This is a genomic window from Ruegeria sp. L11 (genome assembly GCF_056531755.1).
Map to the genome: position 1 here is coordinate 1 of NZ_JBQFMI010000024.1, position 18,790 is coordinate 18,790.

Below are 18,790 nucleotides of genomic sequence, written 5' to 3' on the forward strand. Positions count from 1 at the left end.
GTCATTGGGTGGCTCCTTTCCTAGCAGTCGTTGATAACTGCACTTTGGCACATTCGATGCCGGTGGAGCAGGAGCCACCCACCTCATCCGCAATGGGTCGTCCCCGATGTATCATCTCGCCGTGCGACAGCTAATACTGCGTTGCCTCTGATGTCGGCACGGATGAATGAAAAGCCCAAAGGGTGGAGCATTCAGGTCAACGGAACTGACTTCTCACTCTCGCCGCGGCGAACGATTTGCATATCATCCGCCCTGCGGGACGACGACGAAAAGGGCCTTCGCAGCAGTCGCTCCAAAGTCCGCTGCCTAGAAGCACGTCAAAACCACATGTCCTTTACAGTTCGGCTGTCACGAGGAAGTTCTCGAAAGCTGTCGTGCCCCTCGAAGTGACGGATTGGAATCTCACTGATTGGTGAAGGATCAGACATTCGAACATTAACCGCGGACAGTTTGCGGCCGTTTTCGTCCGAGAAACACGCAACGTAGTGCGTCACACACCCGCAATTGGCGCAGAAGTGGAAATGGATATCCCCGCTATCGCGACGCAGATATGTATTTGTTTTCCCGGTAGTTTGAATGTCATAGCCAATGTGCCCGTAGGCCCAAAGGGCACCGTAACGCCGACAGATTGTGCAATTGCAGGCCATGACCGACTTTGGCACAGCATCGAGAGTCCAGCCAACTTCGCCGCAGTGGCAAGTTCCTTTCAGCATGTATCAATCTCCGCTCTCGGCACTGACGGCATCATGACGACCGACTCAAGTGCTTTGGCCCAGGCGCGGATCGCCGCTTGGGTCAAGCTGCACTTGTGGCCTTCCCTTGAACAGCAGTTAGCCGATTTACATTCACGGCGATACACAGCTGGGTCACAGGACCACTGGGCGGAGATGCGTGACTGGCTGGTTCGGAATGACGTTCCTGCTCCAAAAAATCTGCCGGGGTGGCCAGAAAAGGAATAAGGGCTGGCTGAGGGGGTCGAGGCCAGCCCCTATCTTCGTCACGAGGGGGTAAGTGGTTATTCTGATCCCAATCTATCCAACTCAAGCAAAGCCCGAAATTGGGGGATTCCCGTAACATTGCAAACTTCACCGAAAAAGTTTGTTTCCTAAAGGCGAACAGTGAGTTTCAAAACGAGATGTGGACACAATTTCGCCACAATGCGATCCTCTATCCGTGGATGGCGCGTGTTGATTTTAGAGCGTTCCAGTTTTTCCATCTGGATTTGAGGGGGTTGTTGAGTTCGGCGCGCCGCCCCACGAGTACTTCATCGAACCGCCAGAGTATTGAACTGCACTTTCCGAGTGCCGGAGCGCCAACGCACTTTTCATCTCATGGACGCAATTTGAACACTCTCCGCAAATATCAGTGCGGAGCGGCGCGTCTTGATGGGGATTATGATTTCAATGAGGGGGTACGAGTTCGGCGCGTCGTACCACCACCGCCGGACATACTCGTTGTCCTTTGATTTGTTTAAATACTATCTTTTGATCCGGTTTGCGATTTTTGTGAATGGGTGATTAGTGGAAGAGAATGAAGGCGTCTGGTTTAGCCAGGTCATGTATGACACAACGTTGATGAAGCCCATTACCTCCGAGCAGGCTTTAAGCAACTTGCCGACTGCTGGTGCAGTAGACAACAAAAACAGGGCTGGATCGTTCAATCCCGTGAGGCCTTTCCTAAATTAGTTTTTGGAATGTATCCGAACAAAAAGCTTCAGGCGCTGCCCGAAATTTTCAATGGGCCATATGGTCCAGTCGTATCTCGCGCGGTAGCGAATGTACTTCGCGAAGCAGAACTGGGAAAAACGAAAATCTATCCTTTGAACGTTTGCCAACACGACCGTGTGACACCAGTTGAAGGCGAGTATTTTACACTCGCCCTTGGTGAACAAAAAACGGCGTTTGTTCCGGATCGGTCGAATATGGTCAAACCTATGGGGAATAAACCAGATACTTGGATGAAGCGGGGCATGAAACCCAAAGACTTCGACATTGTTGTTTCAGGTATAGCCTTGGAGGGACCCGATTTGTGGGTTGATCCGCGCTTGTACTGGAGCCTGTTTTTTAGCGCCCGCTTGGTAAAAGCGCTGAAGGCAGCGAAGCTCACACGCCGCTTCGGACTGAGTAAATGTAAGGTTGTTTCCATTCGCTAAAGGGGTACGAGTTTGGGGGTGACGCATTATCGATACCGGCCAAGTCATGGGAAAATCTGGCTGGTTGTTAGGGTCCTATTGGAGGCGGTTTGAAATCTATTTCAGTGCAGAGTAGCGGCCCGGATTTTTGGCTCATCGCCGGAATACTTCTGGGCGTCATCCTACTGTATTTGACCTTGCGATTGATGCTCCGCGTATTCGGGGCAAACAAAGAGAAAGTCTCGTGCCGCTGGAAGAGAGAAACCGCGCAGGACAAGGAAACTCTGTGCGCTTGGAATTGTCGGGCATGCGGTGTTACAGCATATTCTGGAAACGGACGGAAACCCACAGGCTGTCGCAAGTCCGCCAAACCACAGAGCTTATAGTCAGGATGGCACGGACATGAATGTAGATGAACCGAAGCTGGTGATGTCAGACAGGTGCAAGGCTGTGCTTTTAGACGGGTATCGGTTTGAAATCGAAATCTACCGCTTGGACAACCAGGACAAATGGACGTTGGAAGTGGTGGACCATGAAGACGCCAGTTATGTCTGGGACGACAAGTTCAATTCGGACCAAGCGGCCCTTGATACAGCAATTGAGGTTTTGAACAACGAAGGCGCGTTGGGCTTCATGGGGAATGAGTAGAAACCTTAGGTAATCTTAGTGTGGCTAGTGCCGAAACCAAACCAGATATCCAGTGGATCTTTACACTTCCTGAGTTCTTTTCCTGACTTTCCTGCGTGCCCTCGCTGACCGTTTTCTACACCCCTCAGAGCAATACCGCGCATCAGTCCTGCGATAGTCGGGCAGGTCATCCCCACACCACCGACAAACCCAAATGCCTTGCTTCACACAGCATAGCATCGCCTTTGCCCGCTTTAAAACCGGAAAGCGGTCCATCTCTGCTACCGCGAACCTGTCAGCGCGAAAAGCTGGAAGCGGATGAGGTGGGTGGCTCCTGCTCCACCGGCATCGAATGTGCCAAAGTGCAGTTATCAACGACTGCTAGGAAAGGAGCCACCCAATGACAGTAAAGACCGTCGGCCTCGATTTGGCCAAGGACGTTTTTCAAGTGCACGGCATTTCTGAGAGCGGCCGGGTTATTTTCAACAAGCCGATCAAGCGCGCGAAGCTACTGGCCTTTTTTGAGACGCTTCCGCCCTGCGTCGTAGGCATGGAAGCCTGCGGTTCATCCCATCATTGGGGCCGTCAGCTGCGCACGCTCGGCCATGATGTGAAGCTGATGCCCGCTGGTTACGTCAAACCGTATGTGAAGCGAGGCAAGAACGACGCGGTTGATGCGGAAGCAATATGCGAGGCAGTTCGACGCCCGACCATGCGCTTCGTCGAGATCAAGACGGAGGACCAGCAAGCTATCCTCTCGATCCATCGCACGCGCGACCTGGCCGTCCGGCAGCGCACCCAGCTGGCCAATATGATCCGCAGCCTGCTGCGCGAGTTCGGCCATATTCTGCCCATTGGGATCGAAGCGGTGACGGCTTTTGCGAAGCGTCACTTGGCTGGGGATCACCCGGACATGCCGGAGATCGCGACCGGCATGCTCGGCATTCAGTGCTATCAGTTCATCGGCCTGAACGAGCGCATCGACGGATACTCCAAGATGATCGAGCAACATGCCCTGTTGAACGCAGATGCGCGCAGGTTGATGCGCATGCCGGGGATCGGGCCGATCACGGCTTCAGCGATTGTCGCCACTATCGGCGATGCGCATCAGTTCCGAACAGGAAGAGATCTGGCCGCCTGGCTGGGCCTCACCCCGCTCAACAAGTCGAGCGGCGGCAAAGAGAAACTGGGCAAGATCACCAAGCAAGGGGATCGCTACCTTCGAAAGCTGCTGGTTGTGGGTATGACATCGCGCGCGGTCATGGCAAAACGGTCGCCAGAGAAAGTCGATCTCTGGACAGCCAAGATCATTGCCGACAAGCCGTTTCGGCTGGCAACAGTCGCGATGGCAAACAAGGCAGCGCGTTCCATCTGGGCAATGCTGACAAAGAAACAGGAATACCGGCAGCCAGCGTTCTGACCGCACAGACTGCCCACGAGATGCAAGACGTTGAAGTGATGATGCGGAAGTAAGTCAACCAAAAGCAAGGACACTCCGGGAATGGCAGCGGCCCTCTGAGGTCGATAAGCCGATTGGAACCTCGCTCGCGGAATTCATCAGGGCCAGTGGAGGCAATGCCAAAACACAAACAGGCCGGACAGACGACAGTACTGACGAAACGACCGCGAAAATCGCTAAAAAACTCTTGCAATGCAGGAGCCACCCACAGATGCCGTTCAATCCGACCCAGTTACTGTCTCCGCTTTGCAGTACCGCGAGGCGCCTAGTACCCGACGACTTCCCCCAACACTTCTCCTGCGGCGCCGTCGGGTGGGCGCGTATCTGCGACCGCGGCAAGCGTCAGCGCCAGATCGATTGTGTGCACTCGACGCGAGACCCGCTGTTGCGCGAGGTTGAAACCGGCAAAAGCTATGGGCACGTGGGTGTCATAACGCCAGGGCGAGCCGTGGGTGACTGTGACCGAGAGACCGTCGAAATCGTTGATGAACCAGCCGGGGCTGGTCACCAGATAGATGTCGCCCGAGCGGTCGGGGTTGTAGTTGTTGGCCACGGCGCGCATCAGCGCATTGTCGGGCAGGGCGCCCGTACGAATGCGGGACGAAGGCACAGCGAAGGCGATACCTTCGAAGGCCGACAGTTCTTCGGCGATGGCGGTTTCCAGCGCGACAAGGTCGATGTCGTCGCGACTGTGCACCTCTTCCGAGAGGGTGAGGTAGGGGTGGTCATAGCCCGCTATCAGCGGATCGCTAAGGCCAAAGCGCGCGCGGATGCGATCGGCGGCGGGCTGGGTCGCCCAGTGCTCGGGGTTGACGTAGCCGCCCATCTCTCCCAGCTCGGCCAGGTATCCCGGCGCCTCGGGCGTGCCGTGATCGGCGGACAGCGCGATCAGGGTGTTCTCGAGCCCGATCTCGGCGTCGATAAAGGCGAAGAGATCGGTCAGGGTGCGGTCGAGCCGGAGCAGGTTTTCCTCGGCCTCGAGGCTGGAGGGGCCGAAGCCGTGGCCAATGTAATCGGTCGCCGAGAAGCTGACGGAGAGGTAATCGGTGACATCATCCTGCCCCAAGCCCTCGGCTGTGATCAGGGTCTTGGCGAAATCGGCGGTGATCTCGTCCCCGGCAGGGCTGAAAGTGAGCAGCGTGGGGAAATAGGGATCGTTCTTCCACGAAAGCGGATCGACGGTCGAATAGGGGTGCGGGAAGGTGCGCCCGAACCCGGCAAGATCGGTTTCCCAATCCTGATCGTCGCGATCGCCAAAAAGATAGCTATCGATGGGATGGGTCAGCTGCCACGAGGTGCCGAGATAGTTTTGCAGGAAATCCTTAGCGTTCCAATCGGTCACCCAATCCGGGTAGCCGTCGTAATAATAGCTGGAGGTGACGAATTCCCCGGCGGATTTGGAGAACCAGAACGCCTTGCCGGTGTGGCCCGCCATCGAGACGGCACCACGATCCTTGACCGAGACGCCAAAGACCTTGGCGCGGCCCTGGGTGGCGATGGACAGCTCGTCGGAAAAGGTGGTGGTCAGGATGGCGCGGGGCGAACGGCCATCGGAACTGGCGGCAAGCTGGGTGGGGTCGACCTCGGTGTTGTGGTTCACGTCCGCGCCCCGAGTGAGGAGTGGATAGTCGGCGTCCTCGACATTGTAGATAGTGCGCCCCGTGGCGCGGTCGTACCAGAGGTTGCCTACCATGCCATGGGCCGACGGATGCGCGCCGGTGGCCAGCGTGGTATGGCCGACGACGGTTTCGGTATTGGCGTGGGCGTGGTGGGCGTTGTCGTAGTAGACGCCCTGATCCATCAGATAGCGGAATCCGCCCGAGCCAAATTGGTCGTAGTGGCGGAAAGGCAGGTCGCCCCGCAGCTGATCCACAGTGATCTGGAGGATGAGGCGCGGCTTATCCTCGGCTAATGCACTGTTCGCCAAGGAAAACGCCAGGAAGACGGCGCAACTGGCCGTTTGGACAGGTGGCTTTTTCAACATCGAAGGCTCCTTCCTCTCGTCGATCGGCCCACGCGGTGCGCGGGCCGTCGCGTCATCAGTTTAGGGGCAGGACATCCGGGAAGGTCCAGCTGCCATCGAGGATTTCGGCGCGTGGCTGGTAGAGCCGGACCGTGTAGTTCCAGCCCGGCGTAAGAGGGATGCAGTTGATCCGGTCATCCTCGCAGCCACCGAAATGGATGGTGAAGGAACCATCCTCATTCGGGGTGGCCGAGGTGTTGTTATAGCTGTTCCGCCCCAAATCGTTGGGCGCGAGGAAGCCGTCAGCGTCGTAGACGGTGATCGACCAGAACGCGTCCACCGGCACGTCTTGCAGCGTCACGGCATGGGGGGTCGCGCCGTCATTCCTATCGACGGCGTCGACAAAGGCGCTGGCCGTCGTGGCCGGCTGCCCCGCCCAGCCCGCCATCCCGATCAGATGGCCCAGCGGGTCCACCTCGTCGCGGCGGCCAAAGGCGATGCTGGCATCAAGGCCGACGGCAGCGGCGAGGTCACTGACCGCCTTCCGTGCAGCGGCAAGGGCGTCGAGATCCCAGTCCGGAGCCTCGAAGGGGCCGGTTCCGCCGCCTTCGAGGCGAATTCCGTCCTGCACCGCATGGGCGCGCGCCGTATCGTCGGGATCGCCCGCGTCGATGAAGGTGCGGAACAGGAGCATCGCGAAGCGGGTCCCGACCTCGTCCTCGGTCAGCTCGTATGCACCGGGTTCGGCATAGGCAAAGTTGTAGTGGTCCTGGCTGATCACCAGCACCGACTGGAACCGTCCGTCGCCCTCCGGCAGCGTCACCGTCACCGGCTCGGACAGATCGATGAGGGCGGACGAATACAAGGTGTCCTGGTTGGGCCGGATGACTGGCTGCGGCTTGTCGGCGGAGGTTACCTCGCGCTCATGGGCGATCTCGCCGACACCTGTTCCGTTGTTCTTCATAGTGAGCCGGAACATCGTATCGCTCTCGGCGCGCATGAGGTTCCGGATCGTGATATCTTCGGCGAGAACTGGTGCGGGTGCGCAGAGGGCAGCGGCAAGGAGAAGGTGTTTCATTTTTCTGTCCTTTCTGTCAGTTCGCGGGCTCGACACCCGGGAAGACCCAGCTTCCATCCAGCACTTCCGGCGCTGCACGATAGAGCCGCACGGTGTATTGCCACCCCTCGACAAGCGGCAGGCAATTCACGCGCCCGTCCTCGCAGCCGCCCAGATGCACGGTCATCGAGCCGTCCTCATTGTACGTCCCGCTGACGGAGTTGATGACATAGGCGTCCATCGCGTTCGGCGCGAAATAACGGTTTGCATCATAGAGGCTGACCGACCAGAAATCCTTGACGGGCACGTCGGCCGGCACTTCGATCTTGTATTTCCCGACCGGCAGGTTCGGCGAGATCCCGAGATAAAGTGCCTCATCCTCTGGCAACCCACCCCAGCCACCGGCCGTCCCAATGAAATGCCGCACTGGATCGACATCCTCCTTCTTGCCGAACATGTGGAAACTGTCCGGAAGGTAGGCGCCGACACCGACGGCGGCCCTTACGAGCCCTATATAGTCCTCTTCGTCATAGGGCGGGACGATGAAGGGTTTGGACGAGGCAGCGTCGATCGACATCTGGTCCTGGATTGCGTGCACGGCGGTCAGGTCCGCGGAATCGGTCGCATCCAGCAGGACGCGCAGATAGACGGCGACATATGGCGTGTCAAACGTGTCCATATCGAGTGTATAGGCGCCGCCACCGTGCAAGACCTTGTTCAGGTAGTGGTCCTGGTTGATGACCATCGCCGACATGTAGCGGTCGCCGACATCCGGAAGGGTGACCGTCGCGCCCTTGCTGATATTGATGATCGCGGCGCTATAAAGAGTGTCCCGGTTCGCGCTGATGGTGGTCTGAGCATGGACGGGCATCATTTCGCGGAAGTGGTAGAACTTGTTTACCCCTCCAGCGAGGGCAACATATTTGCCGAACTCGATATCTGTCGCGGCACGGATAAAGTTGTCTACCGTGACTGGGATTTCCCTGCTGTCGGCAAGTTGGTCCACTGTGGTGTCGAAGTTTTGGGCATGAGCGGGACCAGAGACGATCGCGGCCAGGAATGCAAGAAACAAAAATATGCGGTTTGCCAACTGTTTACCTTTCATGAGTCGCCCCTCAAGTCTTCGCTTTCCTGGCGTTTTATCATAGTGCGACCGGTCATTTTGTGACAAAGAGACGCTATGAGACAGAAGTTGGTCAACATCATCGAACTGGCGCACGTCGTGGACATTCTTGACAGCTTCGTCCCGAAACACGTCGTCGAGAGTGCGCTCCGAACGGCTGGTCTCGACCGTAAGATGCTGTCAGAAGGAACCGGGTTTGTTTCCTACGCTGCTGAGGCCGTCATTCTGGAGTCCGTCGCCCGCATGATAAGCGATCGCCATCTGGGTGCCAGGGTTGGCTGGGCCTTCGACTACTTGGCTTACGGAGCTTATGCGAACTACGTGCTGGGCGCACCGGATCTGCGATCTGCGCTTGACCGCGGGCGACGCGCGCTGTCGCTGACGCATCCTGGCTCTGAAATCGTGATCCGACAGACTGACACGCACGTTGTCGTCGGACGAGACTCGAAAGGCTTCTCGGTCGTCGGCCACCGACACCTCGACGAAGGGGCGCTGTTCGTTATTTCCAAGGTGGCCAGGCATTTCCTCGGCACGGACTGGCAGCCCGACTGGTTTGAACTTCCCGATGGCAATGGTGACGACAAGTCAAAGCTTGCAGATCTGTTCGGCGCACCTGTTAAGACGGGAGCCCAGTCACCGTCCGTCGCGCTTCGGCTTTGCGACCTTGACACGCGAAACCCGCACCCCTTGCAGTCTCGGAAGACTATTACATTGGGGGACCTGGGTGCGCTCATGGGGGTTGAGCCGGTTCAGTCCATTGAAGGCGCGGTTTTGCAAATCATGCGCGCTCATCTTCCGACAAGTGTGCTTTCCGAGAGCAAAGTTGCGGCCCATCTTGCGATCGGCCCCAGGTCACTTCAGAGGGCCCTTAGGGCGGAAGGGACGGCATACAGGACAATCCGCTCCATGCTCATCGAGGAGCAGGCGCGCGAAATGCTTCAGAAATCGGACATTCCGGTCGAACGGATCGCCGAAATGCTGGGATACAAAGAGCCGAGAAGCTTTCGCCGTGCGTTCAGGGAGTGGACCGGCTCTTCACCAAAGAGCTTCCGGGGAAACCGAAACACAAACACTTGAGTCGTTGCCGCTGATCACATTCGCATATACACGATGGATTTTCTGGAAACCCAAGGCGTCCTGAAGTCTGCCAAAAAATTTTGAATTTCCCAGACCTGCGCTTCGTCCGCTCTGCCGGCATTTGCCGTTCTTGAGAATGTGCGGCCGCAGCGAATGGCAGGTCCGGCGACGCCGCACTGCGGAGACTGCAAGCGGGGAGAAGGGCCGCAAAGGGCCGAAGTCAGAACACATATATTGGTGAGTGGTCTGGCATTGAAGTTGCGCATATGATCCGTAAAGGTCAGGTAACACTCGGACTCCGCCACCTAAACTTTTGCGTCAGATACTCTCAGAGGATAACGGTTGATATATGAGTATCATTGGCTAGGATTTTTTCATTGATTTGACTTAAACATTTTCGCCATAGGTCCTAGGAGGCGCAATTGTGACGACACGACGCAACGTGCTTGCAGGTAGTCTGGCAACGGTCGCGTTGTCCGGATGCGGTTGGCGCGGACCCGATCGTGATGTCAGCGCCGAGGGCTTACCCGCAGTTCCGGTGGATATCCACAATCACATCTTCAATGCCACCGACGTACCCATCCCCGGATTTCTAGAACAAGTGTTGATTCGTGACCCAGAAACCCCAGTCCCGGGGGGACTCTCAGTGGTGCGATCGCTGGTTGGTTTGATTGTAGACATCGTGTTGGCCGCACGGCGTACACCAACAGCGTCGCAGGAGCTTGGGAACATCAGGGGACTGGAGCGCCTACTGATGCGCGATGGCGGCGATCTGTTGACAGAAGACCGAACCGCAGTCGAAACGGGTCTACGCGTACTTGAAGACAAGGTGGATGCGGCCGGACGCAGGCGACAGGGGGCCTTTGCTACCACGGGTACGATGCCCGGTGAAACCGGTGATGAAGAGTTGTTTTCACTGTTGGCGGCGGAAACGAATGTCGCCGTGAACCCAGTTGGACTGGCCGGCAACGTTCGCGAAGCTGGGCGCGAAGGGGAACAGGCGCGCCAGATAGCCGATGCGATCTACCGCGACGAGTCCATCCGCGAAGCACCCACTTTCAAATCGCTTTCAAAACGCACCAATCCGGATCAGAGTTTATCGCAGACGCTACTTTGGGCAGGGCTGCTGACGCGCAGCCGCGTGGATATACTTGGCGAACTGATCCGCCTCTACGCGCATCAAAGCGTCAAGACTGACACCAACGTTCCCACTGGGTCAAACGGGATCAAGGTGTTCTCTCCATCGCTTGTTGATTTCACATATTGGCTGCGTTCGGGGCAAGACCGCGATGCCGATCGCACTGGGCGTGACATAACTGACCAGATCACGCTTTTATCGAAAATGGCCAAACTGGAACGTGGTGCCCTTTTGCTGCCGTTTGCTCCTTTTTGCCCGCTGCGGGCGGCCTACTATCGCAGAAACGACAACCCGAACTGGCTGCGGACCATACAGAACGCCGTCGAGAGGCAGGGTTTTGCAGGCATCAAGCTTTATCCACCGATGGGGTTTCTGCCGCTGGGCAACGACGAATTCGACAAGCCCGGCGCACGAAAGCCTCGAGCCTTGAAGGACCTTGGTATCAAAGGCGCTGAGATCGATACCGAGCTGCGTGCCCTTTACGATTGGTGCGCCGCCGAAGATGTTCCGATCAAGACGCATGGCAACAACTCGTTGGGGGCGGATGCTTGCACCGGGCAGAATGCCTCGGCCGCAAACTGGCGTCCAGTATTGGAGACCCAGGCTTGGCGCAATCTGCGCATCAACATTGCCCATTTCGGCGGGTTTGACGAGGAACGGTTCGAGGGCGATGAAGGTTGCCCGACCGAGACCGAGGCTTACGAACGGCAGGCTGCCGCACTGATCGCGAAACATGACAACCTCTATGTCGATCTGGGGTACTGGACCGACGTGTCCGGAAGTAACCGGGACAGATCCGAAGCAGTCACAAGACTACTGGATGCACTTCTGCGGCAGGAAGAAAAGCTGAAGCACCGGCTGATGTATGGCTCTGACTGGACGATGCTGGGCCGGGAGGACCAACATGCAAGTTATTATAACGACGTACGAATTGCGTTGAGTAACACCATTCTGAGTGAGAATGAACAGGTGGCAGTTCTGGGGTCCAACGCATTGAGATATTTGGGGCTGGACCGCCGGGGAAAACAGTATGATCGACTGACGCTGTTCTTCAAAAATGCCCCACAATACGCGACGGTCATCTCATTAATACGGCCATCTTCGAACCTGACGGCACTGGCCCGCGACGCATTCGGGCAGCGTTGACCATTCGGTTGGTTTTGACGGAGACCGCGCCTATTTGGGAATGTTTCAGATCGGTAGAAGAATGTGTTAGAATAGGGCATTTATTCGGTGTCTGCACTTTCTGCATTGATCCGGACCGCACGTGTAGCGCCGAACGGTAAAGTGTGGCCCGCGCGCAGTATTAGGGTAGTTCGACGTTGCCCGAGCTAAGACATTTTCGCCTGCTAAACCAATAAAATTGGAGTAATTGAAATGAAACTCGGTTTGCTCAAACAAATTCTTTGCACCGCACTGCCCTGTCTCGCCTTGTCGCTGCCTGTCCATGCGCAGACGGTTTTTCTGGACCAGGGAGCTGACTGGACACAAGAAAGCCGAGAGACATTCTATACTCAGGATCAAGGATCGCGCCTAATTCCACTGGCCTGGATCGATGCGCTGACTATACCGACGGGAGAGCCATTCTTGCACGACGGCTTGGCGCGCTATGGTTATCTTGCCAATCCCAGCGGGATCGATTTGCGAATTCCCGTGGGGTTCACGGTCGCCGGTTCGCCAGATCATCTTGGCATGACATGCTCAGCTTGCCACACGCGTCAAATCGAAGTAAACGGCACGCCCTACCGTGTCGACGGTGGGCCGGGGATCGTCGACTTCCAGAGCTTTCTAGCCGACCTCAACGCGGCGATGGCCGCCGCGCTTGCAAATGACAGCTCGTTCACCGCCTTTGCAGATGCAGTTCTTGGCGCAGGCGCGACAGACACTGCCAGGGCCGAACTGCGTGTCGCTGCAGTGCTGTGGCACCTGAGGTTTGACACGATCATAAGCCGGTCGCTACCGGACCCGGCCTGGGGTCCATCGCGGCTGGACGCGGTGTCGATGATTTTCAACCGCGTTGCGGGTTTGGATATGGGTGAGCCGCCAGATTATATCATCGCTGAAAATATAGCGGCTGCGGATGCGCCCACACGCTACCCGTTTCTGTGGAACGCGGCGCGGCAGGACCGGACACAGTGGCCTGGCTTTGCCGAGAATGGGACCGACCTACTGGGGTTGGCGCGTAATCTTGGGGAAGTTTATGGCGTGTTCGGAATTTTCCACCCCGAAGTTCAAACCGGTGCTTTTCGACTTAACCGCAACTATGTGAAGGTTAATTCGGCCAACTTTGACGGCCTGCGCAGGCTTGAAGATCTTATCTGGAAAATTGGTCCGCCTAAATGGCCGTGGGCGTTGAACCGTAGTCTTGCAGAACAAGGCAAAGAGATTTTCGACCGCGACCCTGAAAACGGAGGGTGTAAAGAATGTCATGGGATAAAACGTGGCGAACGGCTGTGGACATGGGCGACGCCGGTACTAGATGTGGGCACCGATACGGCCGAGTGTCGCATTCTGGCGCGTACGGTGGATACCGGTGTAATGAACGGTGCCAAAATTCCGGTGATCGGCGTGGACCTTGGCGCGCGCGCAAGCGCTTTCGATCTGTTGAGCGCTTCGGTAATCGGCGCGATCATTCAAGATATCCTTAGCATCGGAGATCAGTCTACTGTGGCGCTGACGGCGGAACCTGAGTTGCCATCAGGCGTTGTGGATGAGCTAAAGGGCGCGTTCCGGCTGGACAATCCTAACGCTTTGACCGCTGGAGGCTGCGCCTATGAGGCCCGCGTTCTCGAAGGTATCTGGGCCGCCGCACCTTACCTGCATAATGGCTCGGTTGCGACGTTGGATGATCTTCTGAAACCGGCTGACCAACGGCGGGCGTCGTTCAAGATTGGCCCCAATTATGATATTGAGGCAGTGGGTCTGTCTGTCGAGCAGGATCGCTTCGACTATGAACTTCAAACCACCGATTGCAACGATCTTGGCAGCGGCAACAGCAATTGCGGCCATGAATACGGCACCGATCTGACTGATGATGATCGCCGCGCACTTTTGGAATACTTGAAGTCGCTTTAGAGCGCCTAATCGCCAGGCGTTGAATTTGTCCCTTCCGATGTCGCGCCATCGGAAGGTGCTTGGACTATGCCCCGTTGCTGCAGCCAATCGGTTATACCGCTCATCCGCACGGCGCGGTTTTCGGTCCATTCCTCAATCTGACCATCGTTGAAACCATAGTGATGCAGGCCGACCAATACTCCGTTCGCATTGAACACCGGCGAGCCGGATGAACCGCCTGCGGTATCGCATGTATGGCTGAAATCCGTTTCGTTTGTCCGACCATCAACCGGTAGCGCCATCACAGTGCAGTTGATGAAGGAAATCTGCTTTTCGTTGCCACCGGGATGCTGGATGATCGCCAATTCCTCGGATATCGCCGCATCGGTGGCCACCGGATCGATGCTGTGAAAGCCGAACGTATCGCCAGGAGTGCCATCCAGTCGGATCAGGCTGGCATCGAGTTCAAAATTCACCAGCACTTCCTTCACTTCGGCACAGTCGAATTGCTGACCGAGTCGTAGGCGGTTATCAGCGGTTCGTTCGTATCCGAAGACCGCAATTGCGCTGCGGCAGGTAGCGGCGTCCGCCACGCAATGATGGTTTGTCAGTAGGTGGTCCCGGTTGATCAAGGTCCCAGTGCAGCTTCGTGGTTTGCCACCCAGAAAAAAGGAAAGTTTGGCCACCGGTGCGCCCAAGTCGCGAATAGATTGCGGCACGGCCGCGTCATTAATATGCGCGGTTTCATCCTCACCGCCCCAGATCGAAAAAAGCGTGCCTGTTTCTGTCTCGATCGCCATTTTCTCAATCATCAATGACAGACCGTCAGGCCGTGTGTCCGAAAACAACGAGAGTACGACCCGCCCGCCGGGGAACATGCCGGTCCAACGCCCATCGGTTCCGATATCGGCAATGTCGTAGGACCGCGCGACGCCGTCCTCGCCTTCCACTTCGATTACCGCCGGCACCTCCGTGCCTTCGACTACGCGAAGAAACAACCGTATCGATTTCGCACCGACTTTGGAAAAGTCACTGCGCCACCAAATCGGACCATTGTCCCGAAAATCGTCACCGGTGATATTTACAGACAGATCAAGTACGCGGCCATCCACATGTGGTTCAATTGCCTGTTCCTGCGCCGCAGCAGAGCTGCACATTAGCGCCATACTGATAGCCGCCAGTCGTCTCACTCTAACAGTGCCGAAGTGTAGTCCACGACGTCTCCCAAGCGGAAATCGATCTCATCTCCACCACGCGGCTTGATTTTCCCTTGATGACTCAGAGTGTTCAGGTTGCAGCCGTCGACCCGCCGGAGTGGCTGATACCTGTTGTCCAGAGTATCGCCTACATAATTGTCGTTTACATAAAGGATGTATCTGTCGCGATTGGGCACATAGATCATTCGTCGGATCGAACCCCACGCGTATTTAGTGACATCGCCGCTGGCTTGTAGGCATTGGATATGATCGACAGGAATCGCCTTGAGGCTGCCCTTGTAGGATATTGGCCCGTTTTCTTGCTCGACAACGATCTGAGTGTCCACAACGTTGATGGCCCGACTTACGTTCAGGCGACCGGATTTCAGCTTGCTCTGCAGGCCGAGGAAATGATCGGCGGTGTAAATCAACCGATCCTTGACGATCTTGGGGGCAAGCTTTTGCTCGATCAGATCGGGATAAAGGAATTCAGCCGCCGAAAAAATAAGCGACGCGGCTGCCGTTACCTGAGGAGCAGCCTGGGAGGTTCCGGACATGCGGCCCAATCTGTCGCCGGGAATGGTGCTGAGTACGTTGTCGGCGATTGCACCAATGTGAAACTCGCTGTTGTAATTTGAGCCTTTGGTCTGATCCCGCTGCCAAAGCGAAGGGTTGCTTGGATCGCGGTCAAGCCCAACAACTGTAAGAACGTTGTCGAGCTGATGCATGCAAGCCGGAAAAATCCGGCAATCTTCGCTGACATCTTTGTTTTCATTCCCGGCCGCTGCCACCACAAGCATAGTACTGTCCAGCGTGGCAATTTGGTCGCGCAGAAAGTCACTGCTGCCAACTTCTCGGTCAAAACCCCAGCTCATATTGGCGATGCGCACGCCCTGGAATGCGTTGCTCTGAAGTTGTTGGATGACATTCAGGATGTCTGCGGGCGAAGTGAACTCGCGGTTAATCGACCCAAATATAACATTGGCTTCCGGATTGAGACCGACGATCCCACGCTGGTTCATAGGCGCGGAAATCAGGCCTACCACATGCAAACTGTGATCTCGGATTGGATGTGGGGCAGCCTCGATCTCGCCGCAAGTGTTGGTCCCCTCTGGCAGAGCGTCCAAAGTCAGATCGCAGTGGGTCCTCGCGCCGTCAGCATCGAGCACCAGAATACCGACATTGCCGCGATACTCTTCTGGCAGTTCCTCCTGTTCGGCGAATGGATGCTGGATGAGACGGAACAGTTCAACCTGCTGATCAAACAGCGGCTCATCTCGCACACCAAAATCGCTGGCTCCGCCGATGCTGACGATGTTGCGTTCTAGCGATTGGATCGCCAAATCCGTGCGTGAAATGTCAGGCGCATGGCTTTCAAGTGTCAACCCGGACTGTTTTGCACTGGGACCAGCGAATTCCGTTTCATTCTTGGGTTGCTCATCTCCCATTTTGCTGAGCAGATCATAATATCGCGACTGCTCTTCTGGCCGCAACGGAACTTGAACCGAAAGCCCTGCTACCGGCAAGACTACTGTCTGAGATGCTGATCGGGTTTTTTTACCGTAGAGTTGCGGATTCAATCGCTCGACCAGTGATTGGCAATCCGTTTCCCAACCCGAACAATCGACCATCTGACCGGGCGTAAACTGCTTGGGTACCCAGTCCGAGGGCACTTGGGATTTGGCCAGCAAGGTGTAGGACGAGAATTCGTAATCCGGAATACGCACTTTCAAATCCGGATGCCCCCTGAACCGCCATCTTGATGGAGAGCTTTCCAAACCGCCTACATGGACTGACAAGTCGAGTAGCTGTTTTTCACTTACCGGATAGCGTTCGCGGCTGCAGATATGTGTATTGAGATCGCACAATACGTTGTCCAGATTTTGCGGAAAGTACGCTCCATAAAACACGCCTTCCTGCCGCATCAAGCGTTCTAAAAACAACCCTTCGGGGTTTGGAACCTCACGTGTGGCCAGGTTGCCCGTGTTGTAAAGTGTCTGATAAAGAAGTGAGATTTCGGCCGCGATTTTCACCTCGTCCCCGGGCGACGAACGCCAGTCAAGTGCGACCAAAGGTCGGGCAGTTACGATTTCCGCTAGTGCCGGCGTCCACGCACTGGCCAGAGCAATCATCAGAACACGTAACATTTGCAACCTCCTCAAGGAGCGACAAAACTCAGATCCAGCGAGAAGCGGGCATCGGCAAAACCATGCACCATGACGGATGCGACGCTGGCATTCATTGGGACATCCACGTCGCAAACTTCTTCGGGCCCGTCGACAAACGGTCGACAGTCGAAGACGCTGAGGGCCGCAAGCGCATCAAATTTGAGATAGAGATCGGGGTCTCCTTCGCCCGACTGGCGCACGACAAAGCGTGTCCCTCCCACAACGTCAAATGGGCCAAAACTGACACTTTGCCCTCGCGCAACCGCCACCGGCCCCTCACTGAGCGTTGTGGGCTGACCCGACCCGCCGAGCACGGCAGGTGTGCAGATCGCGGTGTCGATGACAAATCCGGGTGCCGGTCCGTAGAGGCAGGCAATTCCGTTCATGTCGGAATGTGTAAGCGTCAGCGAGAAATCCCCCTGACCGTTGCAATGCGGGTAATGCATAACCGACAGCGCGTCGTAGTCTGTAACCTCGCGCCAGTCCAGGTCTTCGAAACAAGCTCCGGCATCGGGGCGGGTATGTTCGTGTCGGAATCCCAACACATGACCAAGCTCGTGTCGCAGAATGCCTCGTAGTGTCAGTGCTCGGTTGGGATCAAGGGTAAACGAGCTTGGGTCCATTGCAACCGTCCGTCCCGACCGCGCCTCGTTCGGCAAGAAGGCGACGGCCAAAAACTGACCACCGAAATCGAACGGGCGCACTTCGAACAGGACATTGTTGTTCAAGGGTGAACAGGCACTGTCTTCAGCAGCCACATGGATGAAGTCGATATCCGCCGCTGCTTCCCAGGCGGCCGCGGCGCCCGCCATATCCGCGACCATCGCGGTATAGTTGGGGCCGAATCCTGTATCTACACAGTAGGTCAGCGCCCGTTTCTGCGCATTACCCCATAACAGATCAAGCCCGCCTTCATGCGCCACGATAAGTTCGGGCACTTTGTCCCCGGTTGGTGGCACGACCTGAACGTTTGCTTCAAAAAACTCGCGCAGACGCTTTTCTCCGCGGATCGGGACATCGCCGTTGACGACCCACAGGTTGAGATCCTCGAAATGGGGAACCTGGGCCTTGAACTCTTCAAAACTCATTCCTGCAAATTGCTGGCGCGCTTCTTCGGCCAACTCACCAGAGGTAACCCTGCCTTCTTCGGGTGAGACCGCCTGCGCGTAGGCAGGTCCAAAAAACAGGCAGAAAAAAACAGAAGATAAAAATATACGCATCCTTGGCCTCCGCAAATAATAGAGGATGGCCTGCCGGGCTGAATAACAATGGTGCAGGCCTCTTTAAACACTATATCACAAACCTTGGGTTGAGTCGTCCTTTGGCGATAAATCCTTATCCGGGCCTTTGGTTCCCTTCGCCTAACGATACGTCGAAGTCAGAATTAGTTGCTCAATGCTCCGGAAGCTTCCACGGAAATCAACACGCTCCCGTCTTCCGCTTCAAACCGGATTTCATAGCAATACAGCCCATCAACCGGAGCCTGGCGGGGCAGAAAATACCTGCGCGGCGCATCGCCCGCCTGGCTGTTGAACGGTGTAGCGGGAAAGAACCCTATACGAGTGCGCGCTTGGTTCCCCTGCGCAATTACCGAGAGGTTCGCGTCTTGAAACCTTTGGGTATCAAACATGTCGACAACCAAAACTGCGCGCGCTGACGGGTCGGGCGGGGCCTGAACACAGACCTCGGTCGTGTCACCCGGCCCCAACCGCAGTTTCTCGGCTCTATCGCCTTGTGCAAGCCATAGTGCGGATCCCGCAAGCAACAATCCAATCGCAGTAATCATCAGGCGCATTC

General features: G+C 56.5%; 14 protein-coding genes. 6 read left to right on the top strand and 8 right to left on the bottom strand.

The annotated features are described in order from the left end of the window. Positions 1–317: 317 nt before the first annotated feature. Complete coding sequence (locus ACR0CE_RS19410; protein WP_480773484.1) at positions 318–713, bottom strand: GFA family protein; 396 nt, start codon at positions 711–713, stop codon at positions 318–320. Between the two features lie 980 nt (positions 714–1,693). Here ACR0CE_RS19410 and ACR0CE_RS19415 point away from each other — a divergent pair. From ACR0CE_RS19415 to ACR0CE_RS19425, 3 genes are all read left to right on the top strand, one after another. Then, positions 1,694–2,152, top strand: coding sequence for a hypothetical protein (locus tag ACR0CE_RS19415; protein WP_480773485.1), 459 nt, complete (start codon positions 1,694–1,696; stop codon positions 2,150–2,152). Positions 2,153–2,533: 381 nt separating this feature from the next. Beyond that, positions 2,534–2,779, top strand: coding sequence for a hypothetical protein (locus ACR0CE_RS19420; RefSeq protein WP_480484741.1), 246 nt, complete (start codon positions 2,534–2,536; stop codon positions 2,777–2,779). Positions 2,780–3,158: 379 nt separating this feature from the next. Continuing rightward, the gene (locus ACR0CE_RS19425) at positions 3,159–4,178 is read left to right on the top strand and encodes an IS110 family RNA-guided transposase (protein WP_480833494.1); all 1,020 of its coding nucleotides are present in this window, start codon (positions 3,159–3,161) and stop codon (positions 4,176–4,178) included. 304 nt (positions 4,179–4,482) lie between these two features. On the opposite strand, the gene ACR0CE_RS19430 is transcribed toward ACR0CE_RS19425, so the two are convergent. Genes ACR0CE_RS19430 through ACR0CE_RS19440 form a run of 3 tightly spaced genes read right to left on the bottom strand, consistent with a single transcriptional unit; the run spans position 4,483 to position 8,342 of the window. Next, entirely contained in the window at positions 4,483–6,201 is a 1,719-nt protein-coding gene (locus ACR0CE_RS19430; RefSeq protein ID WP_480833495.1) for an alkaline phosphatase family protein, read from the bottom strand. A gap of 55 nt (positions 6,202–6,256) precedes the next feature. Then, complete coding sequence (locus tag ACR0CE_RS19435) at positions 6,257–7,258, bottom strand: DUF1214 domain-containing protein (protein WP_480833496.1); 1,002 nt, start codon at positions 7,256–7,258, stop codon at positions 6,257–6,259. Between the two features lie 16 nt (positions 7,259–7,274). Then, positions 7,275–8,342: a DUF1214 domain-containing protein gene (locus ACR0CE_RS19440; RefSeq protein ID WP_480833497.1), complete on the bottom strand. Its 1,068-nt coding sequence runs from the start codon at positions 8,340–8,342 to the stop codon at positions 7,275–7,277. Positions 8,343–8,429: 87 nt separating this feature from the next. On the opposite strand from ACR0CE_RS19440, the gene ACR0CE_RS19445 reads away from it, so the two are divergent. The 3 genes from ACR0CE_RS19445 (at position 8,430) to ACR0CE_RS19455 (ending at position 13,650) form a co-directional block, all read left to right on the top strand. Then, positions 8,430–9,437, top strand: coding sequence for a helix-turn-helix transcriptional regulator (locus ACR0CE_RS19445; RefSeq protein ID WP_480833498.1), 1,008 nt, complete (start codon positions 8,430–8,432; stop codon positions 9,435–9,437). A 424-nt stretch (positions 9,438–9,861) separates the two neighbouring features. After that, positions 9,862–11,721: an amidohydrolase family protein gene (locus tag ACR0CE_RS19450; RefSeq protein ID WP_480833499.1), complete on the top strand. Its 1,860-nt coding sequence runs from the start codon at positions 9,862–9,864 to the stop codon at positions 11,719–11,721. Between the two features lie 231 nt (positions 11,722–11,952). After that, positions 11,953–13,650 (top strand): di-heme-cytochrome C peroxidase, encoded by a 1,698-nt coding sequence (locus ACR0CE_RS19455; protein ID WP_480833500.1) that lies wholly within the window; start codon positions 11,953–11,955, stop codon positions 13,648–13,650. Between the two features lie 5 nt (positions 13,651–13,655). Here ACR0CE_RS19455 and ACR0CE_RS19460 read toward each other — a convergent pair whose 3' ends face one another. The 4 genes from ACR0CE_RS19460 to ACR0CE_RS19475 all read right to left on the bottom strand — a co-directional run bounded on the left by ACR0CE_RS19460 (position 13,656) and on the right by ACR0CE_RS19475 (position 18,788). Then, positions 13,656–14,795 carry a trypsin-like serine peptidase gene (locus ACR0CE_RS19460; RefSeq protein WP_480833502.1) on the bottom strand — a complete coding sequence of 380 codons (1,140 nt, stop codon included), beginning with the start codon at positions 14,793–14,795 and terminating at the stop codon, positions 13,656–13,658. 20 nt (positions 14,796–14,815) lie between these two features. After that, on the bottom strand, positions 14,816–16,972 hold the full coding sequence (locus tag ACR0CE_RS19465) for a S8 family peptidase (RefSeq protein ID WP_480833503.1): 2,157 nt from the start codon (positions 16,970–16,972) through the stop codon (positions 14,816–14,818). A gap of 11 nt (positions 16,973–16,983) precedes the next feature. Beyond that, entirely contained in the window at positions 16,984–18,213 is a 1,230-nt protein-coding gene (locus ACR0CE_RS19470; protein ID WP_480833504.1) for a matrixin family metalloprotease, read from the bottom strand. Positions 18,214–18,377: 164 nt separating this feature from the next. Next, positions 18,378–18,788, bottom strand: a complete 411-nt coding sequence (locus ACR0CE_RS19475; protein ID WP_480833505.1) for a hypothetical protein — start codon at positions 18,786–18,788, stop codon at positions 18,378–18,380. Positions 18,789–18,790 lie beyond the last annotated feature (2 nt).